The 17,012-nt window shown below is 58.1% G+C and carries 12 protein-coding genes; 1 reads left to right on the top strand and 11 read right to left on the bottom strand.

Features of this window, described 5'->3' with window-relative positions:
* Positions 1–21: 21 nt before the first annotated feature.
* From addA to prmA, 9 genes are all read right to left on the bottom strand, one after another.
* Positions 22–4,032: a helicase-exonuclease AddAB subunit AddA gene (gene addA, locus HOP44_RS00840; RefSeq protein WP_172249720.1), complete on the bottom strand. Its 4,011-nt coding sequence runs from the start codon at positions 4,030–4,032 to the stop codon at positions 22–24.
* Positions 4,033–7,587 carry a helicase-exonuclease AddAB subunit AddB gene (gene addB, locus HOP44_RS00835; RefSeq protein WP_172249718.1) on the bottom strand — a complete coding sequence of 1,185 codons (3,555 nt, stop codon included), beginning with the start codon at positions 7,585–7,587 and terminating at the stop codon, positions 4,033–4,035. It abuts the gene before it with no gap.
* A gap of 111 nt (positions 7,588–7,698) precedes the next feature.
* The gene (locus HOP44_RS00830) at positions 7,699–8,085 is read right to left on the bottom strand and encodes a hypothetical protein (protein ID WP_172249716.1); all 387 of its coding nucleotides are present in this window, start codon (positions 8,083–8,085) and stop codon (positions 7,699–7,701) included.
* Positions 8,086–8,322: 237 nt separating this feature from the next.
* Positions 8,323–9,672, bottom strand: coding sequence for a class I SAM-dependent rRNA methyltransferase (locus tag HOP44_RS00825; RefSeq protein ID WP_172249714.1), 1,350 nt, complete (start codon positions 9,670–9,672; stop codon positions 8,323–8,325).
* A 37-nt stretch (positions 9,673–9,709) separates the two neighbouring features.
* On the bottom strand, positions 9,710–10,132 hold the full coding sequence (locus HOP44_RS00820) for an NUDIX hydrolase (RefSeq protein ID WP_172251481.1): 423 nt from the start codon (positions 10,130–10,132) through the stop codon (positions 9,710–9,712).
* 130 nt (positions 10,133–10,262) lie between these two features.
* Positions 10,263–11,606, bottom strand: coding sequence for a tRNA (N(6)-L-threonylcarbamoyladenosine(37)-C(2))-methylthiotransferase MtaB (mtaB, locus tag HOP44_RS00815; protein WP_172249712.1), 1,344 nt, complete (start codon positions 11,604–11,606; stop codon positions 10,263–10,265).
* Between the two features lie 2 nt (positions 11,607–11,608).
* On the bottom strand, positions 11,609–12,370 hold the full coding sequence (locus HOP44_RS00810; protein ID WP_172249710.1) for a 16S rRNA (uracil(1498)-N(3))-methyltransferase: 762 nt from the start codon (positions 12,368–12,370) through the stop codon (positions 11,609–11,611).
* A 268-nt stretch (positions 12,371–12,638) separates the two neighbouring features.
* Positions 12,639–13,307 (bottom strand): site-2 protease family protein, encoded by a 669-nt coding sequence (locus tag HOP44_RS00805; protein ID WP_172249708.1) that lies wholly within the window; start codon positions 13,305–13,307, stop codon positions 12,639–12,641.
* Positions 13,308–14,285, bottom strand: a complete 978-nt coding sequence (gene prmA, locus HOP44_RS00800; RefSeq protein WP_172251479.1) for a 50S ribosomal protein L11 methyltransferase — start codon at positions 14,283–14,285, stop codon at positions 13,308–13,310. It abuts the gene before it with no gap.
* A gap of 104 nt (positions 14,286–14,389) precedes the next feature.
* Here prmA and HOP44_RS00795 point away from each other — a divergent pair, with 104 nt between their 5' ends.
* Positions 14,390–14,890, top strand: coding sequence for a PH domain-containing protein (locus HOP44_RS00795; protein ID WP_172251477.1), 501 nt, complete (start codon positions 14,390–14,392; stop codon positions 14,888–14,890).
* Positions 14,891–15,018: 128 nt separating this feature from the next.
* On the opposite strand, the gene HOP44_RS00790 is transcribed toward HOP44_RS00795, so the two are convergent.
* Positions 15,019–16,530, bottom strand: a complete 1,512-nt coding sequence (locus tag HOP44_RS00790; RefSeq protein WP_246369540.1) for a DHA2 family efflux MFS transporter permease subunit — start codon at positions 16,528–16,530, stop codon at positions 15,019–15,021.
* Positions 16,523–16,981: a MarR family winged helix-turn-helix transcriptional regulator gene (locus HOP44_RS00785; protein ID WP_172249704.1), complete on the bottom strand. Its 459-nt coding sequence runs from the start codon at positions 16,979–16,981 to the stop codon at positions 16,523–16,525. The genes HOP44_RS00790 and HOP44_RS00785 overlap by 8 nt, the downstream gene beginning before the upstream one ends.
* Between the last annotated feature and the right edge of the window lie 31 nt (positions 16,982–17,012).

Here is a 17,012-nt window from a genome sequence, read left to right as displayed (position 1 = left end):
TTGATCGGCGGGCAGCCGATTTCAAAGCCTGATGCCTTCTCCCGCGTCAAAAAAGTACAGCCACTTTTCATGAACCGGTTCGCCCAGCATATCTTCGACTGCATGGGCGTAGAAATCCAGCTGGAACCGGTAATGTTCGGCCAGCTCGTCGATTCCCCGGCCGGGTTTCAGCCGGTCGGTCTTGTAGTCCAGCAGAATCCATTTTCCGTTCTCGCGGAACAGGCAGTCGAGCACGCCCTGGACAAGCACCCGTTCACCGGGCAGACGCTCCAACTTGACCCGGCGTTCTCCGGCTGTGCCCGGATCCGGGCCGTTCGGCATCCATCCTTTTGCGCCGCCTCCCTGCAGCGGAAGAACAAGGGCTCCGAGTTCTTCGTCCGCACCTACGCCGGCGCTAAAAGGAAGTTCCCGCCGAACCCAATCCGCCGCTGCCGCACGGCGTCCGATTTCACTGCGGATAAAAGCCGCAATGTCTTCGGGATTTACCGTATCCGCTTCCGGCTGCAGCAAAATGTGCTTGCGAACCAGTTCCGCCAGCGTATCGGCGGCTTCAGTGGCGCCGGTGTCCGGCCGCAGCGGCAGATGCTGCATCAAAGTATGGTACGCGGTCCCCCGCTCGGCTCCCGTCAGTCGGCTGCGCTCCATGAAACGGGGACGGCGCAGCTGCAAGGTCGAGGAAGAAGTTTCCGAGTCCGGATGCGCTTGTTTCGATGCTCCGGGTTCAACGGCTATCGAGGCCGTCTCCTCCTCGTCTCTTTCATCGGCCAGACCTGCCAGTAAACGCGCAGCTTCAAGCGCATCGGCAGCCGGATATTCATCCCCCGCAAAGCGCGATTTGATCTCCGTTACCGAAGTCTTCGCTGCGGCGCCGCCCGCCGCTTCATGGGCATAGCGCCATGCGAAGCGATCCGCAAATTCTTTCCGCCGACCCGGATCGCCTGCGGACTCGCCCGAGATGATCGCTTTCAACTGCTGAATCCGCTCGGCATGCCGCTCGTCTCCATCGCGCTCGGCGGCAAGTTCCGCGTCGCCGCTGCGGACGGAAAAAATCCATTTCGCAGCCCCGGGGTCCCCGATCAGAGCCGGTCCGACCCAGTCCATATAAGATCTGGCTTTGGCCAGCGTATAGTCTTCGATTCCTTCCCCACCGCCCGAAGACTGGATCCAGGCCGAGATCCGTTTGGGCAGATCTTTGACCGATGCCGTCAGAATCATTTTGTCCCGAGGACGGGTCAAGGCGACGTAAAGCACCCGCATTTCTTCCGCCAGAAGCTCCATATGCATTTTTCTTCGAATAGCCAGAGCCGGCAGCGTCGGATAACCGACCCGGCTTGCCTCGTCCACAAAACGCGGACCGAATCCCAGTTCTTTGTGCATCATGAACGGCGCGTTCAAATCCTGCATGTTGAAGTTTTTCGACATGCCCGCAATGAAGACAACCGGAAATTCCAACCCTTTGCTTTTGTGAATCGTCATGATCCGGACCGAATCCTGCACCGATTCCGAAGGCGCTTCGGCCAGATCGCCGCCGTTTTCCCGAAGACGCTCGACAAAACGCAGAAAACGGAACAAACCCTGTGCGGATGTCGATTTCTCGAACTGAACCGCCCGGTTGTAGAGCGCAAGCAGATTGGCACGACGCTGCGTACCGCCCGGAAGTCCGGCCACCCAATCGGCGTAGCCCGTTTCGCGGTACAACGTCCAGATCAGCTCGCTGAGTTCGCCGTTTCTCGCCATCGAACGCCAGCGTTCAAGCGAAGCCAGAAAGCTGCGCAGCGAACCGGCCAGAGAAGCTTCGATCGGTCCGCTCTCTTCTCCCGGCCGCACGGCCGCATAAGCGGCAGCCGGGTCGCCCGGGAAACGTTTGTCCGCATCGGCGGCCGCCGCCTCTTCGGAAGATTCCCCGCTTTCCGCAGCCGCGCATACCGCATCGTAGAACGACAGACGGGGACCCGCCAAACGAATCCGTGCCAACTGGTCTTCCGTCAACCCGACAATCGGCGAGCGCAAAACGGAGGCAAACGGAATATCCTGCTGCGGGTTGTCGATAATTTGCAGCAGCGACATCGCAATTTCGACTTCCGTCGCATCAAAGTATCCTTTGGCCGCATCCCCCACCGCCGGAATACCGGCGAGCCTCAATTCCTCGATCATCATCGGCGCCCAAGCGCTTACCGCCCTCAGCAGAATAACCATATCTCCGTAACCGGCAGGGCGAAGTCCGCCCGCCGCTTTATCGTAAACGTTCAGCGGATCGCGGCCTTCGATTTGACCCGTCAATTCGTGAATACGCGCCGCTATGGCCCGGGCTTCCAGCCGGGCCGTCTCGATCTCCGCCATCTCGACGGCAAACGGACTCTCGGTTTCCAAGCTTTCGTCCGATTCCGACGCTCCGGAAGCTCCTTCGCGTTCAATGAGCATCACTTCCGGAGCATATTCGTTCTCCTGTGCCGGCGGATAAGACAGGGCTCCATAAGACAGCTCGGCCTGTTCGTCATACTCGATCTCCGCTACCCGTTCGTTCATAATCCGGCGGAAAATGCCGTTGACGGCTTCGATCACTTCCGGGCGGCTCCGGAAGTTGCGTGCCAGATCGACGCGCAGGCCGCCCGAGGAGAAGTCGCTGCCGTACGCTTTGTACTTGTGCAGGAACAATCCCGGCTCGGCCAGGCGGAACCGGTAAATGCTCTGCTTCACGTCGCCGACCATAAAGCGGTTGCCCGCTCCTTCGCGAGCGATCAGCGAGACGATTTCTTCCTGAACGGAGTTGGTATCCTGGTATTCGTCAAGCAGCACTTCGTCGAAGCGCTCGCGGTATTCCAAAGCCGCGGCCGACGGCAGCGGATTTCCGGGTCCGGAAGCCGCATCGCGCAAAATACGCAGACAATAATGCTCCAAGTCCGAAAAATCGACCATGCTGCGGGCTTTTTTGGCCTTGGCGTAACGTTCGCCGAATTCGATCGTCAATTCGGCCAGCTCGGCCATAAGGGGCGCCGTTTCATGCAGTTCCGCAAGAAAAGCTTCCGGCTCGCGGCCGAAATAGAAATCCTTGATCCGCGTCAGATCTTTTTTGGCGGCATCCCGGAGGTCTTTGACCTGCTTCTGAAGTTCCGGATCATAAGCATCCTTGACGCTGATCCGTTTGAGCGTCACAAACGACACCGATTCGAAATGCGCGTACAGCCGCGGCCAAGGTTCGCTCTCGGCAGCTCCCCGCAGCCGCTGCAGCTGGTCGAGATCGCTCTGCAGCGCTTCCGCATACGGAGCCGGTCCCCCCGGCGACACGGCCAGTTCGAACGCGCGGCGCAGCAGATTCTCCGTTCCCGCAAGTTCCAGCCTCGCATCGGCAGCAAGACTCGCCGCCCAAATCGTTTCTCCGAGGGCTTCGGAGTCGGAGACGAGAAATTCCGCGGCCGAATCGCGAAGCCACTGCTGCGGCCAGGGATGGCTTCGGGAGAAATCGTACAGGCGCTGAACGAGCGCGAAAGCCGGTTCGTCGGAACGTTCGCCGCCGAACCAGTCGATCAGCCGCCGGAATTCCTTTCCTTCTTCTTGCCGCGCATATTGTTCTTCGAACAATTCTTCCAGCGTTTCCTGCCGCATTATTTTGCTCTCGTGTTCATTGGCAATCCGGAATCCCGGATCAAGCGGAATCTGCGTATAATGGCGGCGGATGACTTCCAGACAGAACGAGTGCAGCGTCGTAATCGACGCCTGGCCCAGCAGAGACAGCTGCCTTCTCAAATGTTCGCTTTGCGGCTGTGCCGCAAGTTCTTTGTTCAGGGCATCGCGAATCCGCTGCCGCATTTCCGAAGCCGCGGCTTTCGTGAAAGTTGCGATCAGCATCCGGTCTACCCCGGTTCCTCCGGCAGGATCGGTGATTTTGCGTATAATCCGCTCGACGAGCACGGCCGTTTTGCCCGAGCCGGCCGCCGCGGCGACCAGCATGCTGCCTCCTGAAGCGGCAATCGCTTTCCATTGATCGTCGCTCCATTGGCTGCCCGCCGGTTTATCGGCATATGTCATTCCCATTTATCGCTTCTCCTCCCTGTAAGACTCTCCGTCTCCCTCGCGGAACATGTCCCAGATCCGGTCTTTTCCCGGTTTGCCCAAATGATTGTAGCTTGTGTGGTCCAGACTTTCGTCGAACTGGCAGACGGAATGGTACGGACAGAAATCGCAGGCTTTTTCCTGCTGGATCCGGTACGGACGGGCCTCGGATTCACCTTCCGTGATCCGCCGCCCGATTCCGGCGATGTTGCGCCGCACCCCTTTGAGCAGCGAATCCCACTGCTGCGGATCGGCCACGGTCGAGCTGCTGTAGAATCCTCCGTCTTTTTTGACGGCTACCGGAATAACGGGCGACTGTCCGGTCGTCAGTTCCCGGTCCATCTTGGCGACGACATCCGCATCGGCCAAGACCAGACCTTTCATCTTGAACCGTTTGAGCATCTCGCGTTCGGCTTCGCCGCGCGCCATGCCGTTGGCCGAAGCCAGCAGCGGGTTCTGCACATGGAAATACAGCGTTCCGGCCGGAATCGCCGGGGCTCCGATCCACTGCTCGGCATTCGTCAGCAGTACATCCATATAAGTCAGCATCTGCAGCGACAATCCATAATATACCTCGTGCAGATGCAGTTCCTTGCCGCTCGATTTGTAATCGATGACCCGCAGCAGCAGTCCTTCTTCGCCTTCCGCCACATCGACCCTGTCGATCCGGCCCACGATCTCCATCGTGCATCCGTTATCCAATTCGAATACAAGCGGAGGAAGGTCTTTGCCCGGGCCGAAGTCCAATTCGATACCGAGCGGTTCGAAATCTCCCCGGCGGGCTTGTTCGCCCAGAATCACCGAAGCCCTGCCCACAATATCCATCAGCTTGCGGGAAATATAACCGTATCGGCTTGTACTGAACAAGATCTCGCCCTGCAGCCGCGGGGCAATCTTGTCCACGGCCGTGCGCGCTTCGGCCAGACATTCCTCGACCGACAGCGAACCCCAACTTCGGTTCTCGAGTTTCAGGCGCATGGCGATATCGCTCAGCGCCGCGTGAAACAGCTGCCCGATATCGGGAGCGTTCAATTTGTACAGCTGCCGTTCCTTGAGCTTCAGGCCGTGCGAAGCGAAATGCGAGAAGGCGCATGCCGTGAATTTCTCCATCCGCGAAACGCTCGAGCGCAGTTTCCGGCCGTAGAGCCGCTGGCTCGTTTCCCGGGTCAGCCGATCCGATTCGTTCGTGTAAACCAAGGACGCCAGGCGGCTCGCAAGCAGCGCTTCCCATTCCGGGCGTTCCTGATAAGCGCTCAGCACATCCCACCAGAGCGGGTCGATCTCCGAGCCCGCTTTCCACAGACGCAGCTGAACCAGCAGGTGCGGCAGCGTCGCTTCGGGCCGCGTCACGAACCGCCGGTACTCGGACGGATTCATGCCGGCAATCGGCAGGGCGCTTTCGCGGCGTTCTCGGATAAACGGGAACGCCGCACGCAGATCCAGCACGATTTCGGACGGCAGCAGCGGCTTGTCTTCATTGTCGCTGAGTGCATAACTGAGCCAAAGTCCGTGCGAAGCACTGGTCAGCGTATGATAGACCAGCAGCCGTTCGTCGAGCAGACGGCGCTCGGAACCCGGAGACAGTTCCAATCCGCTCTCGGCCAGACGGACACGCTCGGGTTCGCTGAGGAGCCCGCTTTGCACGGGTGCCAGCGGCACCACGCCGTCGTTGAGTCCAAGAACAAAAGCATATTGGATGCCGAGCGGCCGTGTACGCTCCATATCGCCGAGCAGCACCCGATCAAGCGCCGGAGGCACAAGTCCCAGCGTAAGACCGGCAATTCCCGTTTCCAGCATGCCCGCAAATTCCTGCGGCGTCACCGGCTCGTCGTCGATCAGCTCCGCGATCTGGTCAAGCAGGTCCATCAAGGCTCCCCAGATCTGCCGATGCACATCGGCTGCCTGCGGATCGCCGCTGTCCGCCGCTTCCCGCGCCATCCGGTCGAGCCGCTGCGGCGCTTCCGCCGCGTCGAGCAGCCGGTAAACGGCTTCGCACATGGCACGCGCCGTACCCGCTTTGCTCAGTTGGCGTTCAAACGCGGCCAGCGGAAGCGCGATCCGCTCCCGGCAGGATTCCAGCCGTGCCATGCGCGCCGCCGACTCTTCCGCTTCTTCTTCCACAACCGGGCGTCCTTCGTCGTCGAGCGACATCTTGGGAGCTTCGCGCCACGGGCGCCCGTCTGTCCAGCGCGTGCCGCGGATTCCCGAAGCCAACACGAAGTTTTCCAGCCGGTCCATATCCGCGCGCGTGATTCCGTCTTCCGGCAGCAGCAGATCGGTCTTGATGCAGCGGAAAACGTCCTCGTATCTCCATCGGTATTGAACGACATCAAGCGCGGCACGCACAAATTCGGCCAGCGGATGATGCAGCACGCTTTTGCGGCGGTCGGTAAATACGGGAATCCCGTAATCTTCGAACACCGGAGCCAGAACCGATTCGTAATCTTCCAGGTTCCGTACGAACACCGCCATATCGCGGTATCTCGCTCCGTGCTCGCGCGCCAGGCGCAGCATTTCCCGCGCTGCCGCATCGGCTTCGGCCCGCCGGTTGTCCGCTGCATGCAGCGTGATTCCGGCTTCGCCGTCCGTATTCAAAAGTGCTTCTTTCGCAGACTTATCCGCCGCGATGTCCCGGCCGACTCGCAGCTTAGCCTCGAGCCGTCCCAACAGCGGACTGGCCGCGAATCTCGGCAGTTCTTCCTCTTGAGCGGTTTGCGTCTCGCAATCGATGCCCAGCAGTTCGGCCATTTTGCGCAGCTTGCGGTAGGTCGTGCCGGTCTGGTGAAACAAATCCAGTTCGCCCGGCTGATGGGCCCCGTCGTAAGGACGGTCCAGCGTCAGCGAACAGACGACCGATTGGGCGGTCCCGAGCAGTCCCCCGAGCACTTCGTATTCGCGCGGGGTGAATCCGTAAAATCCGTCGATCCATATCTGCGCTCCGTGGACAAGCGAAGAATCGCCCAACTGCCGGGCCAAGCGAATCAATGTATCCTCCGAGTCGACGTACAATGCGGAAAGTTTCTCTTCAAAGTCGCGGTAGACCGGCAGCGCATCTTCGAGCTTTTCCCGCAGCAGCGGGGAGTGCCCGGCGGAAACCAGATCCCGCATATGTTCTTCAAGCACGGCGGAATCGACTTTGTAGCGCTTCAGCTCCGTATAAAGATCGTTGAGTTTGGCGATAAATCCAGGCTGCTCGCTGGATGCGCCAAACAACCGCAGATCGCTCCGCCGTTCTCTGAGCAGCCGGTACAGCAGCATCCGTTTGCCTTCGTCTCCGATAGCCGTCAGGGCGGATCCTCCCGTTTCCTGCATGACCCGGTAAGCGAGGCGGTGAAAACTCATTACCTGGGCACGCAGGCTTCCTCCGTTTTCACGACCCGCAAACAGCTCGTACTCCGTCTGGAACGTGGACTGTTCCGGTACGATCAGCAGCAGGGGGGGACCCAGCGGGTCTTGTTTCATTTTGGTACGGATCTCGTCCAGAATCCGGCTCGTTTTGCCGCTTCCGGAACGTCCGATTCTAATCTGCAACGTCATCGGCCGATGGCCTCCTTATTCTGCAATCTCGATTCAAATTTCCCTATATCCATTATAACGCATCGGACGGAAGAAAAACAGAAAACGGGAACAAATGTTCCATCCTCTGTTTTAGCGCTTCCCCCTCATTCTGCGCCAGACCTTCCGGGGCATGTCGAAGCTGATCAAAACAGCAAGCAGAATCGGAGAAACCGCGGCGGCAGCGGCGATCCCGATCCACATCGAATCGCGGCCTCCTCCAATGGAATAACCGATCCAGCCTCCGGCTGCCGTACACACCGCCCAGAAAAAAAGAATGACCGTCCAGCTCCATACCTCGGCGGCAAAGTCCCGCAGAATTTCTCCCGGCATCGCCCGAATTTCGCGGCGCAAATCGGCCCTTGTCCGAATATCCCCGCTCCCGCGGCCGGCTTCGTACGTTTCGTCCCCCCGATCTCCCGCAGCCCCCGCCTTGGCCTGCCGGGCCTCCTGTTCTTCCCCGCTGCGGTTGTCCGTCATTCGCTCTCCTCCTTAGGCGTTTGCTTCTTGAACCTTTTCCCGTTTCTTCCAGCGTACGCCGATCGGCCGCCTATTTCAATTCATCCGTCTCCGGTCCGAAAGCAACCGGCCGGGCTTCCTTGCAGAGGCGCCTGGCGATCGAGACAAAAAAACCGCGCTTCGCCGTCGGCGAAACGCGGTTCTTCCATCTTCCATGGCTGTTCGGACCTGCCGATCCTTCTGCCTTTCCGTAAGGCTTTAGCGGCTGCGGACTTCGAAAATTGCGAACTTCAGGTAATGTCCTTCTTCGACGCCGAGGATCTGCGGATGGTCTTTGCCTGCCGCCTGCCATTCGATCAGGCGCAGCGTCTTGCCGGCATCCCGGGCGGCTTCGTGGATCGTTTCCAAAAACAGATCCGGCTTCATATGGTACGAACAGCTTGCCGTAACCAGATAGCCGCCTTCGCTGACCAGCTTCATCCCGTGCAGATTGATATCTTTGTATCCGCGCACCGCACCTTTGACCGCCGTGCGGGTCTTGGCAAATGCCGGAGGATCGAGAATAACGACATCCCAGCTGCGGCCGCCGCCGGCCGGCATCGGAACCGACGTATCGACTTTGGACGTGCCTTCCGAGCGGCGTTTGCGTTCTTCGATTCCTTTGACATTCTCGCGCAGATAATCGAAAGCATCGGCCACGACAAATTCCACCCGGTCTTCAAAACCGTTCAGGCGCACATTCTCGCGGGCGCTTTCGATCGCGTGTGCCGAAATGTCGAGGCAGGTGACTTTCTTGGCTCCGTAGGCGCAGGCGTGCAGCGTAAAGCTGCCCGTATGCGAAAAACATTCCAATACGGTCGCGCCGTCCCAATAAGGGAAGTCGACGACTTTGCCGTTTTTGTTGACGGGTCGGCGCGTGCCTTCCACGTCCTGCAGTTCGATCCCGCTGCGCTCTCCCCAGCCGGTCATCAGCGGACGGGTCGAAGCCCGGTTCTCCCGCTGATCGAAGAAATACCCCGTTTTCTGTCCCTGCTCGATATCCACTTTGATCAGCAGGCCGTTCTCCGCAACGGTCACATGACGCGGACATTCGCCGTGCAGCACGCCCGTCGTCTCTTCCAGTCCTTCAAGCAGACGCACGGATACGTCGCTGCGCTCGTAAATGCCGACCGGACGCATCACTTCGACCAGCGCGTTCACGATTTCGCTGCGGCGGCGGTCCATGCCAAGCGTCAGGATCTGCACGACCAGCACCCCGCCGAAGCGGTCTACGATCAAGCCCGGCAGAAAATCGGCTTCCCCGTAGACAAGGCGATAAGCGTCGCCTTCGACGAAACGGTCGCGGTGGCGCAAACATTCCCGGAAACGGGACGCGAAAAAGTTCTCGTCCATCGCTTCGACACGGCCGTAAGACAGCAGGCGCACCGTAATCTGCGAGTTTGCATTGTAATATCCCGTACCGAGCGGCTTGCCGCGGTGATCGGTCACTTCGACCAGATCGCCCGGCGCAATCTCGCCTTCCGTCCCTGCGATCTCGCTTTTATAAATCCACGGATGGCCTTCTTCAAGACGCTTTTTCCGGTTTTTGTCCAATATGACTTTTGCCAAATCGCTTCCTCCTCAAATTGCCGCCCGTCCCTTGGCCCTACAGCTTCAGGCCGAGCATCTCCATTGCCGACCTCAGAATCGGATGATTGTTCTCGTAGCCCGATTTTTTGTGCAGGATCAGCGCTTCTTCCGGAGAGAACCATTCCACGCCCCGGATCTCTTCCTGCTGGGCTCTCAGTTCTCCGCCGAGCGCTTCGACCAGATAATAACGGACTTCTTTGTCGACCAGTCCGTATTTTTCATTTTCGTATTGATAGCGGATAATATCCACGAGGTCCACGATCCGCCCTTCGATGCCGGTCTCCTCGCGAATCTCGCGCAGTGCCGCTTCGCGCGGCGTCTCGCCCTGCTCACGCTTGCCTTTGGCCAACGAGACTTTACCGTAGCGGTCCTGGATCAGTTGGATCTGCAGCCGTCCGCCTTCTGTCCGGTAAACGACGCCGCCCGCCGATATTTCCATTCTGCCCACCGTCTTCTCCCCTTATCCGTGCTTTCGAATCCTGCAAGCAAAAGGACTTCGCATCTCTTCGGCGAAGTCCTTTCCTGCCCGCTTGCCGTCTGTACGGCCCCTGCCGGACCGCCGGATGCCTCTAGGATACCGATGACGCGTGCGCTTCATCCAGCACGCGCAGCAGCTGTCCCCGGCACTCGTTGGCGCCCGCTTCGGTAATCTTGACCCGGCACAGCTTGCCCTGCAGTTCCTGAGAGCCTTCGAACAGGACGGTCAGGTAATTGTCGCTGTGGCCGCCGACGAAGCCCTGCGGATATAGTCCTTTTTCATTTTTTTCCGGGATGACATCCACGACTTCGCCGACGAACTTTTGCGCATATTCCAGCTGCATCCGTTCCGACAGCTCGATCAGTTCATGCACGCGGGTGTTTTTGATCTCGTCGTCCACCTGGTCTTCCATCCGCGCGGCCGGCGTGCCGGTACGCTGGGAATAAGGAAAGACGTGCATCTCGGAAAATCCGATTTCCCGCATAAACTCGTAGCCGTTTCGGTACATCTCGTCGGTCTCGCCCGGGAAGCCGACAATCACGTCGGTCGTAATCGCCACATCCGGCATCGCTTCGCGGATCCGCGAGATTTTCCCGGCGAATTCGGCAACGGTGTATTTGCGGCGCATTCTTTTGAGTACGGAATCGTCGCCGGCCTGCAGCGGAATATGGAAATGGCGGCACATTTTCGTCGAACGCTTCAGCACGTCCAGCATCTTGTCGTCGATCTGGCTCGCTTCGATGGAACTGATCCGGATCCGCTCCAGGCCTTCCACTTTGTCCAGTTCTTCCATAAGGTCGGACAGCCGGTAGTTCTCCATATCGTCGCCGTATCCTCCGGTATGGATACCCGTCAGCACGATCTCTTTGTAGCCGGCGGCTACCAGTTGGCGCGCCTGGCTCAACACGCTCTGCGGTTCGCGGCTGCGCGACAGTCCGCGCGACCACGGAATGATGCAGAACGTGCAGAAGTTGTTGCAGCCTTCCTGGATTTTGAGAAATGCGCGCGTGTGTCCGTTGAAGCTCGGTACGTCGAGTTCTTCGAACGTCCGGGTCTTCATAATATTTCGTACGGCATTGATCGGCTCGCGCTTGGCTTTGATCTCGTCGACCAGCGGCAGAATCTTCTCCCGGTCCTGCGTGCCGATCACCAGATCCACTCCCGGAATCTCCAGAATTTCGGCTGCGGACGTCTGGGCATAGCAGCCCGTCACCGCAACGATGGCCTCCGGATTGCGGCGGACCGCACGCCGGATGATCTGGCGGCTTTTCTTGTCCCCCGTATTGGTCACCGTGCAGGTATTGATGAGATAGATGTCCGCCGTCTGATCGAACTCCACCTGCTCGTATCCTTCTTTTTTGAACAGCTGCCAGATAGCCTCCGTATCATAGAAATTGACTTTGCAGCCCAGCGTATAAAAAGCAACCGATGGCATCGTTAAATTCCTCCCATTTCTCCGGACTCGTACAAAATGCAGGACAGCGCGGTCATGCCCGCCGTCTCCGCTCTCAGGATGCGTTTGCCCAGACCGGTGATCTTGGCGCCCGCCGCGGAAGCTTCGTCCGCCTCGCGCTCGGAAAATCCGCCTTCCGGACCGACGACGACGAGCAGGTTCGCTCCGCCTTCCGGACGTTCTTGCGCAAAGGGGCGAATAATGTCCCGAAGCTGCTGCCCGTCTTCTTTTTCATAACAAAACAGTACCCGGTCATAATCGGCGAACGTCTTCAGCAGCTGCTTGTAGGTCAGCGGCTGGAGCACATCCGGGATACGGCTGCGATGGCTTTGCTCCGCCGCTTCCTTGGCAATCTTGCTCCAGCGCTGCAGACGTTTCTCTTCCTTCTTGGCGTCGTACTGCACGACCGTGCGCTCGGACAGAAACGGAACGAACGCCGCGGCGCCGATCTCCGTACATTTCTGGATGACCGTCTCGAGCTTGTCCCCTTTGGGCAGGCTTTGGGCGATCGTGACGCGGAAACGGGCTTCGCTTTTCTCCGCGATCTCTTCGATCACGGCCGCGATCACTTCGCCCTGCTCGACCGACTCCAGTTCGGCCAGCGCCAGTCGTTCCGCTCCGTCGCAGACGATAATCGGGTCTCCCGGCCTGCCGCGCATGACTTTGCCGATATGCCGGGCGTCGTCGCCGAGGATGCGAACTTTATCGTTTTCAAACTGCTCTTTTTCCACAAAGTATCTCTGCATGTCTCATCCACTTCTCTTCCGTTTTTGACCAAATTCCATCATACACAATTTGCCCGCCGCTGACCAGTGGACGTCACGAAAAACCGGCTTTGCCGCAGCACGTTTTCTCACCTAGAAAACGAGTACCTTGACCGATAACGATGTTAGGTTACGTCCCTCGAAAACCCGCTTGAACCGTGCGTGTTTCCGATGAACGCAAACCTCAGATTTGATTCGGTCAAGGTACTGGCTGCGCGCAAAAGCCGGTTCGCCTGCGCTTCAATCCGGATCAGCCGAAGACAAACTGGGCAAACCGGAGAAAAGCGTTGAAAATATCGCCGATCCATTCGTACAAACGCCCGATGGTATTTTCTCTCAGCGGAGGAATGAACACGATCAGCAGGAAAATGAAAATGGAATACGGCTCGATCGCCTGCATTTTTCTGCGCAGCGGAAGCGGAGCGATGTCTTCCAGAATCCGGTAGCCGTCCAGCGGAGGCAGCGGAATCAAGTTAAACAGGAAAAGCAGGATATTCATCTGGATCAGCGTCGACAAGAAAATATCCAGCGCTTCGATTCCCCGCGAATAGTTGGCTTCGATGAATACGCCGTTTTTGAGGCAGAGATAGTACGCGATCGTTCCCAAAAAAGCGATGACCAGGTTGCTCAGCGGACCGACCGCCGAGACGATGATGCCCATCAGGCGCGGGCGGCTGAAGTTTTCCCGGGTCACCGGAACGGGGCGCGCCCAGCCGAATCCGGCGAGCAGAATCAGCAGCATCCCGAGGACGTCGACGTGCCGGGCCGGATTGAGCGTAACGCGGCCCAACAGCTTGGCGGTCGGATCGCCGAATTTATAAGCCGCATACGCGTGCGCGAATTCGTGTACCGTAAAAGCGATCAGCAGAACGGCGAGAACGAACGGAAGCTGCTCGAACGAGAAAGCGAGAAAGTCCATTTATACCACCTTCTCCGCGATAAACGCCAGCCATTCCTCTTCGCGGTGCACATCGCGAATGGTCAGGCCCGCAGCGGTCAGTCCGTCGCGTACCGCCTGCTCTTTGTCTTTGTAGATGCCGGAGGCCAGATACAGCCCGCCCGGACGCAGCGCCGCATAGACGTCGTTTGTGAACATCAGGATGACTTCGGCCAGAATATTGGCGACGACGATCTGTACCGGAAGCTCTACGCCGATTTCTCCCGACTGTCCGTCCGCCCCGGGAGTCAGTACCGACAGCAGGTCGCTTTCCTTGACCGTGATCTCGTCCGCCAGCCCGTTCAGCACCACGTTCTCCTGTGCGCTGCGGACGGCGACGGGATCGAGATCGAGCGCCAATACCCGTTTCGCCCCCAATTTGATCGCTCCGATCGACAAAATGCCGGAACCCGTGCCGACATCGATCACGTCTTCGCCGCCTTTGACGATACTTTCGAGCGCACGCAGACACAGCGCGGTCGTCGGATGGGTTCCCGTGCCGAACGCCATGCCCGGATCAAGTTCGATCACATGCTCGCCTTCCGCCGCTTCGTATTCTTCCCACAACGGCTTGATCGTCAGTTTGTCGGATACTTTGAGCGGCTTGTAATAGGCTTTCCAGGCGGTCGCCCATTCTTCTTCATCCACCAGGCGGCTTGAGAACGTCGGGTTCCCGGTATCGATCTCGAACGTCGCGAGTTCCGTCGTACGGTTCTTCACTTCTTCGAGAACCGACTCGATGTCGACCTCTTCGGAAAAGTAGCCTTTGATCTCGGCGCGGCCTTCCGGAATATCGTTCAGCGGCTGATCGTACCATTCGCCGTAAGGACTTTCGCGTTTTTTATTCAAACTGCCCGATTCTTCGATCGAAACGCCGCCCGCTCCCGCTTCATGCAGGAAATTCGAGATTGCTTCCACCGCTTCCTCGGTCGTATGTATGGTCAATTCGTGCCACAGCATCATCAATCGCTCCTCAATAGTTAACTTTTGTATTCGTTTCATTGTACTATAGACGAAGAGGCAGCACAAAACCCTAAACTTTTTTGGAGAAAAGAGGCCCATTCATGACCTACTGCACAAATTGCGGAGCGGAATGCCCGGACGATGCCAAATTCTGCGGAAAATGCGGACATGCCCTGCGCGGAGAAACGCCGGCCGTAGATCTTGCGCAGCGTCCTGCGCACTCGGCAGTCTCCGATGCACAAACGGAACAAACCTTGTGGGAAGGACGTCCTTCCGACTTGGGCGACCAGATTCGGACAGGCATGCTGATGAACAACGTCCATTACAAACTGACAAGCCAGCGTCTGCTGATTACCACCGGACTGATCGGCAAAAAGACGGAAGAACTCGAACTGGTCCGGATCAAAGACGTGGCTCTCGAAAAAACGGCGATGGACCGGATGATGGGCGTCGGCACGATCCTCATCTATTCGAGCGACCCGACCACCCCCGAAATCCGGCTCGAAGATGTAAAAGACGCGGAAAAGGTCAAAGATCTGCTGCGCGGCGCAATCCGGGCGGAAAAAGAACATCACGGAACGAGATACCGCGAAGATTTGTAGAGACGGCTTCAAGTTCGGCAGCAAACCCAAAAGACCCGTTCTCCGATTACGGAGAACGGGTCTTTGTCATTGTACGTGGTCGGATCACGATGCTAACTCGCATGATCGAGACGCTTCATGTCGATCGATCAGGCGTTGACTTTTTTCGAAGCGGTTGTCTGTACTTGATGAGCGGGCGCTTCGCGCTTCACGATAACCCGTTTGATAAAGAAAGCCAAAACGAAAGCGGCGGCCGTCATCCAGGTTGCGACGACGAACGAATGGTTGATCCCCTGCACGGTCGCTTCAAGCGTTACGGCTTTCATCTGCGCCGCGTCCTGCGGGTTGATTCCCATGCTGACGACCAGCTGCTTGCCGACTTCGGCCGCTTTGTTGGACATGATCGATACGAGCAGGGCCGTACCCAGCGCTCCGGCAATCGTACGCAGCGTATTGGACATCGCCGTACCGTGTCCGTTCAATCGTGCCGGAAGCTGATTCAGACCGGCGGTCTGGATCGGCATCATCATCAGCGACATCCCGAACATGCGGACGGTGTAGACGATGATCAGGTGCCGGTACGTGGTATCGATACTGAGCTGGCTGAACTGGTACGTTGTGATGGTCATGATCGCAAGACCTGCGACCGCAAGCCAGCGTGCCCCGATCTTATCGAAAATATAACCGGTGATCGGAGACATAATCCCCATCAGAATCGCACCCGGCAGCAGCATCAGGCCGGATTCGACCGGCGTAAAGCCGCGTACGTTCTGCAGATACAGCGGAAGCAGGATCATGCCGGAGAACAGCGCCATCGTGGCGATGACGTTAATGATTGTCGTGAGCGTAAACACGTCGTATTTGAATACGCGCATTTCCAGGATCGGCTTCTCGCTTCTCAGCTGACGGGTAACGAACCAGATGAGCGATACCGCGCCGATCGCAAGCGTCCATAACACTTCCGCCGATTCCCAGCCCTGCGAACCCGCTTGGCTGAATCCGTACAGAATGCCGCCGAAACCGATTGTCGAGAGGATCACGGCAAGAATATCAAGCTTCGGCCGAGACGTTTCGGTCACATTGCGCATGAACAGCACGCCGAGGATGATCGAGATCACGCCGAACGGCAGAATCAGATAGAACAGGTAATGCCAGTCGTAATGTTCGACCATCCAACCGGACAGCGTAGGTCCGATTGCCGGAGCAAAAATCATGGCTACGCCGACAAGACCCATGGCGGAACCGCGTTTCTCGATCGGGAAAATGGTCAGAATGGTAAACGTCATCAGCGGCATCAAAATGCCGGCGCCGGCTGCCTGAACCATCCGGCCCGCAAGCAGCAGTCCGAACGAGTCGCTGAATGCGCAGAGCAGCGTACCGGCGGTAAACAAACTCATCGCGGTAATAAACAGGTTGCGGGACGTAAAGCGGGCCATCAGATAAGCCGTAACGGGAACCATCACGCCGTTGACGAGCATGAAGCCCGTACTCAGCCATTGAATCACGGTCGTTTCGACGCCGAGATCGATCGCCATCGTCGGCAGCGCCACGTTGAGCAGCGTTTGGTTCAGCAGCGCCACGAAGGCGCCAATCAGCAGAGCGACGAGAATCGGCCCTTTTTTCAGGGTTTGAATATCTTGTACAGCAGTTCGATTACTCATGGTGGTTTTCATCTCTCACTTCTTCTAGTTTTTTGATAATCTTGCGGTGCACGCCGAGCATGGCCCGGACTTCTTCGGGATCAAGATCGTTCAGGCCCGACAAATATTTGCGGTAGGCTGCGTCCGCGTCTTCGAGCACCTGCAGGCCTTTGGGCGACAATTTCAGCACGATCGAGCGCCTGTTGTGGTTCGGCCTTTCCCGACTGACGAGTTCGGCTTTGACCAACCGGTCGATGACGCCGCTGACCGTGCTGCTGACCAGCCGCATATGCTCCGCCAACTCGCCGAGGCCGATTTCCGGTCGATCCCGCAGCGCTTTGAGCGTCATCAGCTGTATGCCCGTCACGCCGAAACGACACGACATCTCCGACATCAGTTGAAAAAAGAGCTGTTTGACTTCGCGGAAAGAGTCGACAATTTCATGCAGTTCAATCTCGGTGTTGGTGTTCAAATGTATCGCTGTCCTTTCCTTCCTGCTTGAA

The sequence above is a fragment of the Saccharibacillus deserti genome, from assembly GCF_013618475.1.
Classification (GTDB): Bacteria; Bacillota; Bacilli; order Paenibacillales; family Paenibacillaceae; genus Saccharibacillus; species Saccharibacillus deserti.
This window is presented reverse-complemented; position numbering and strand designations above follow the sequence as displayed.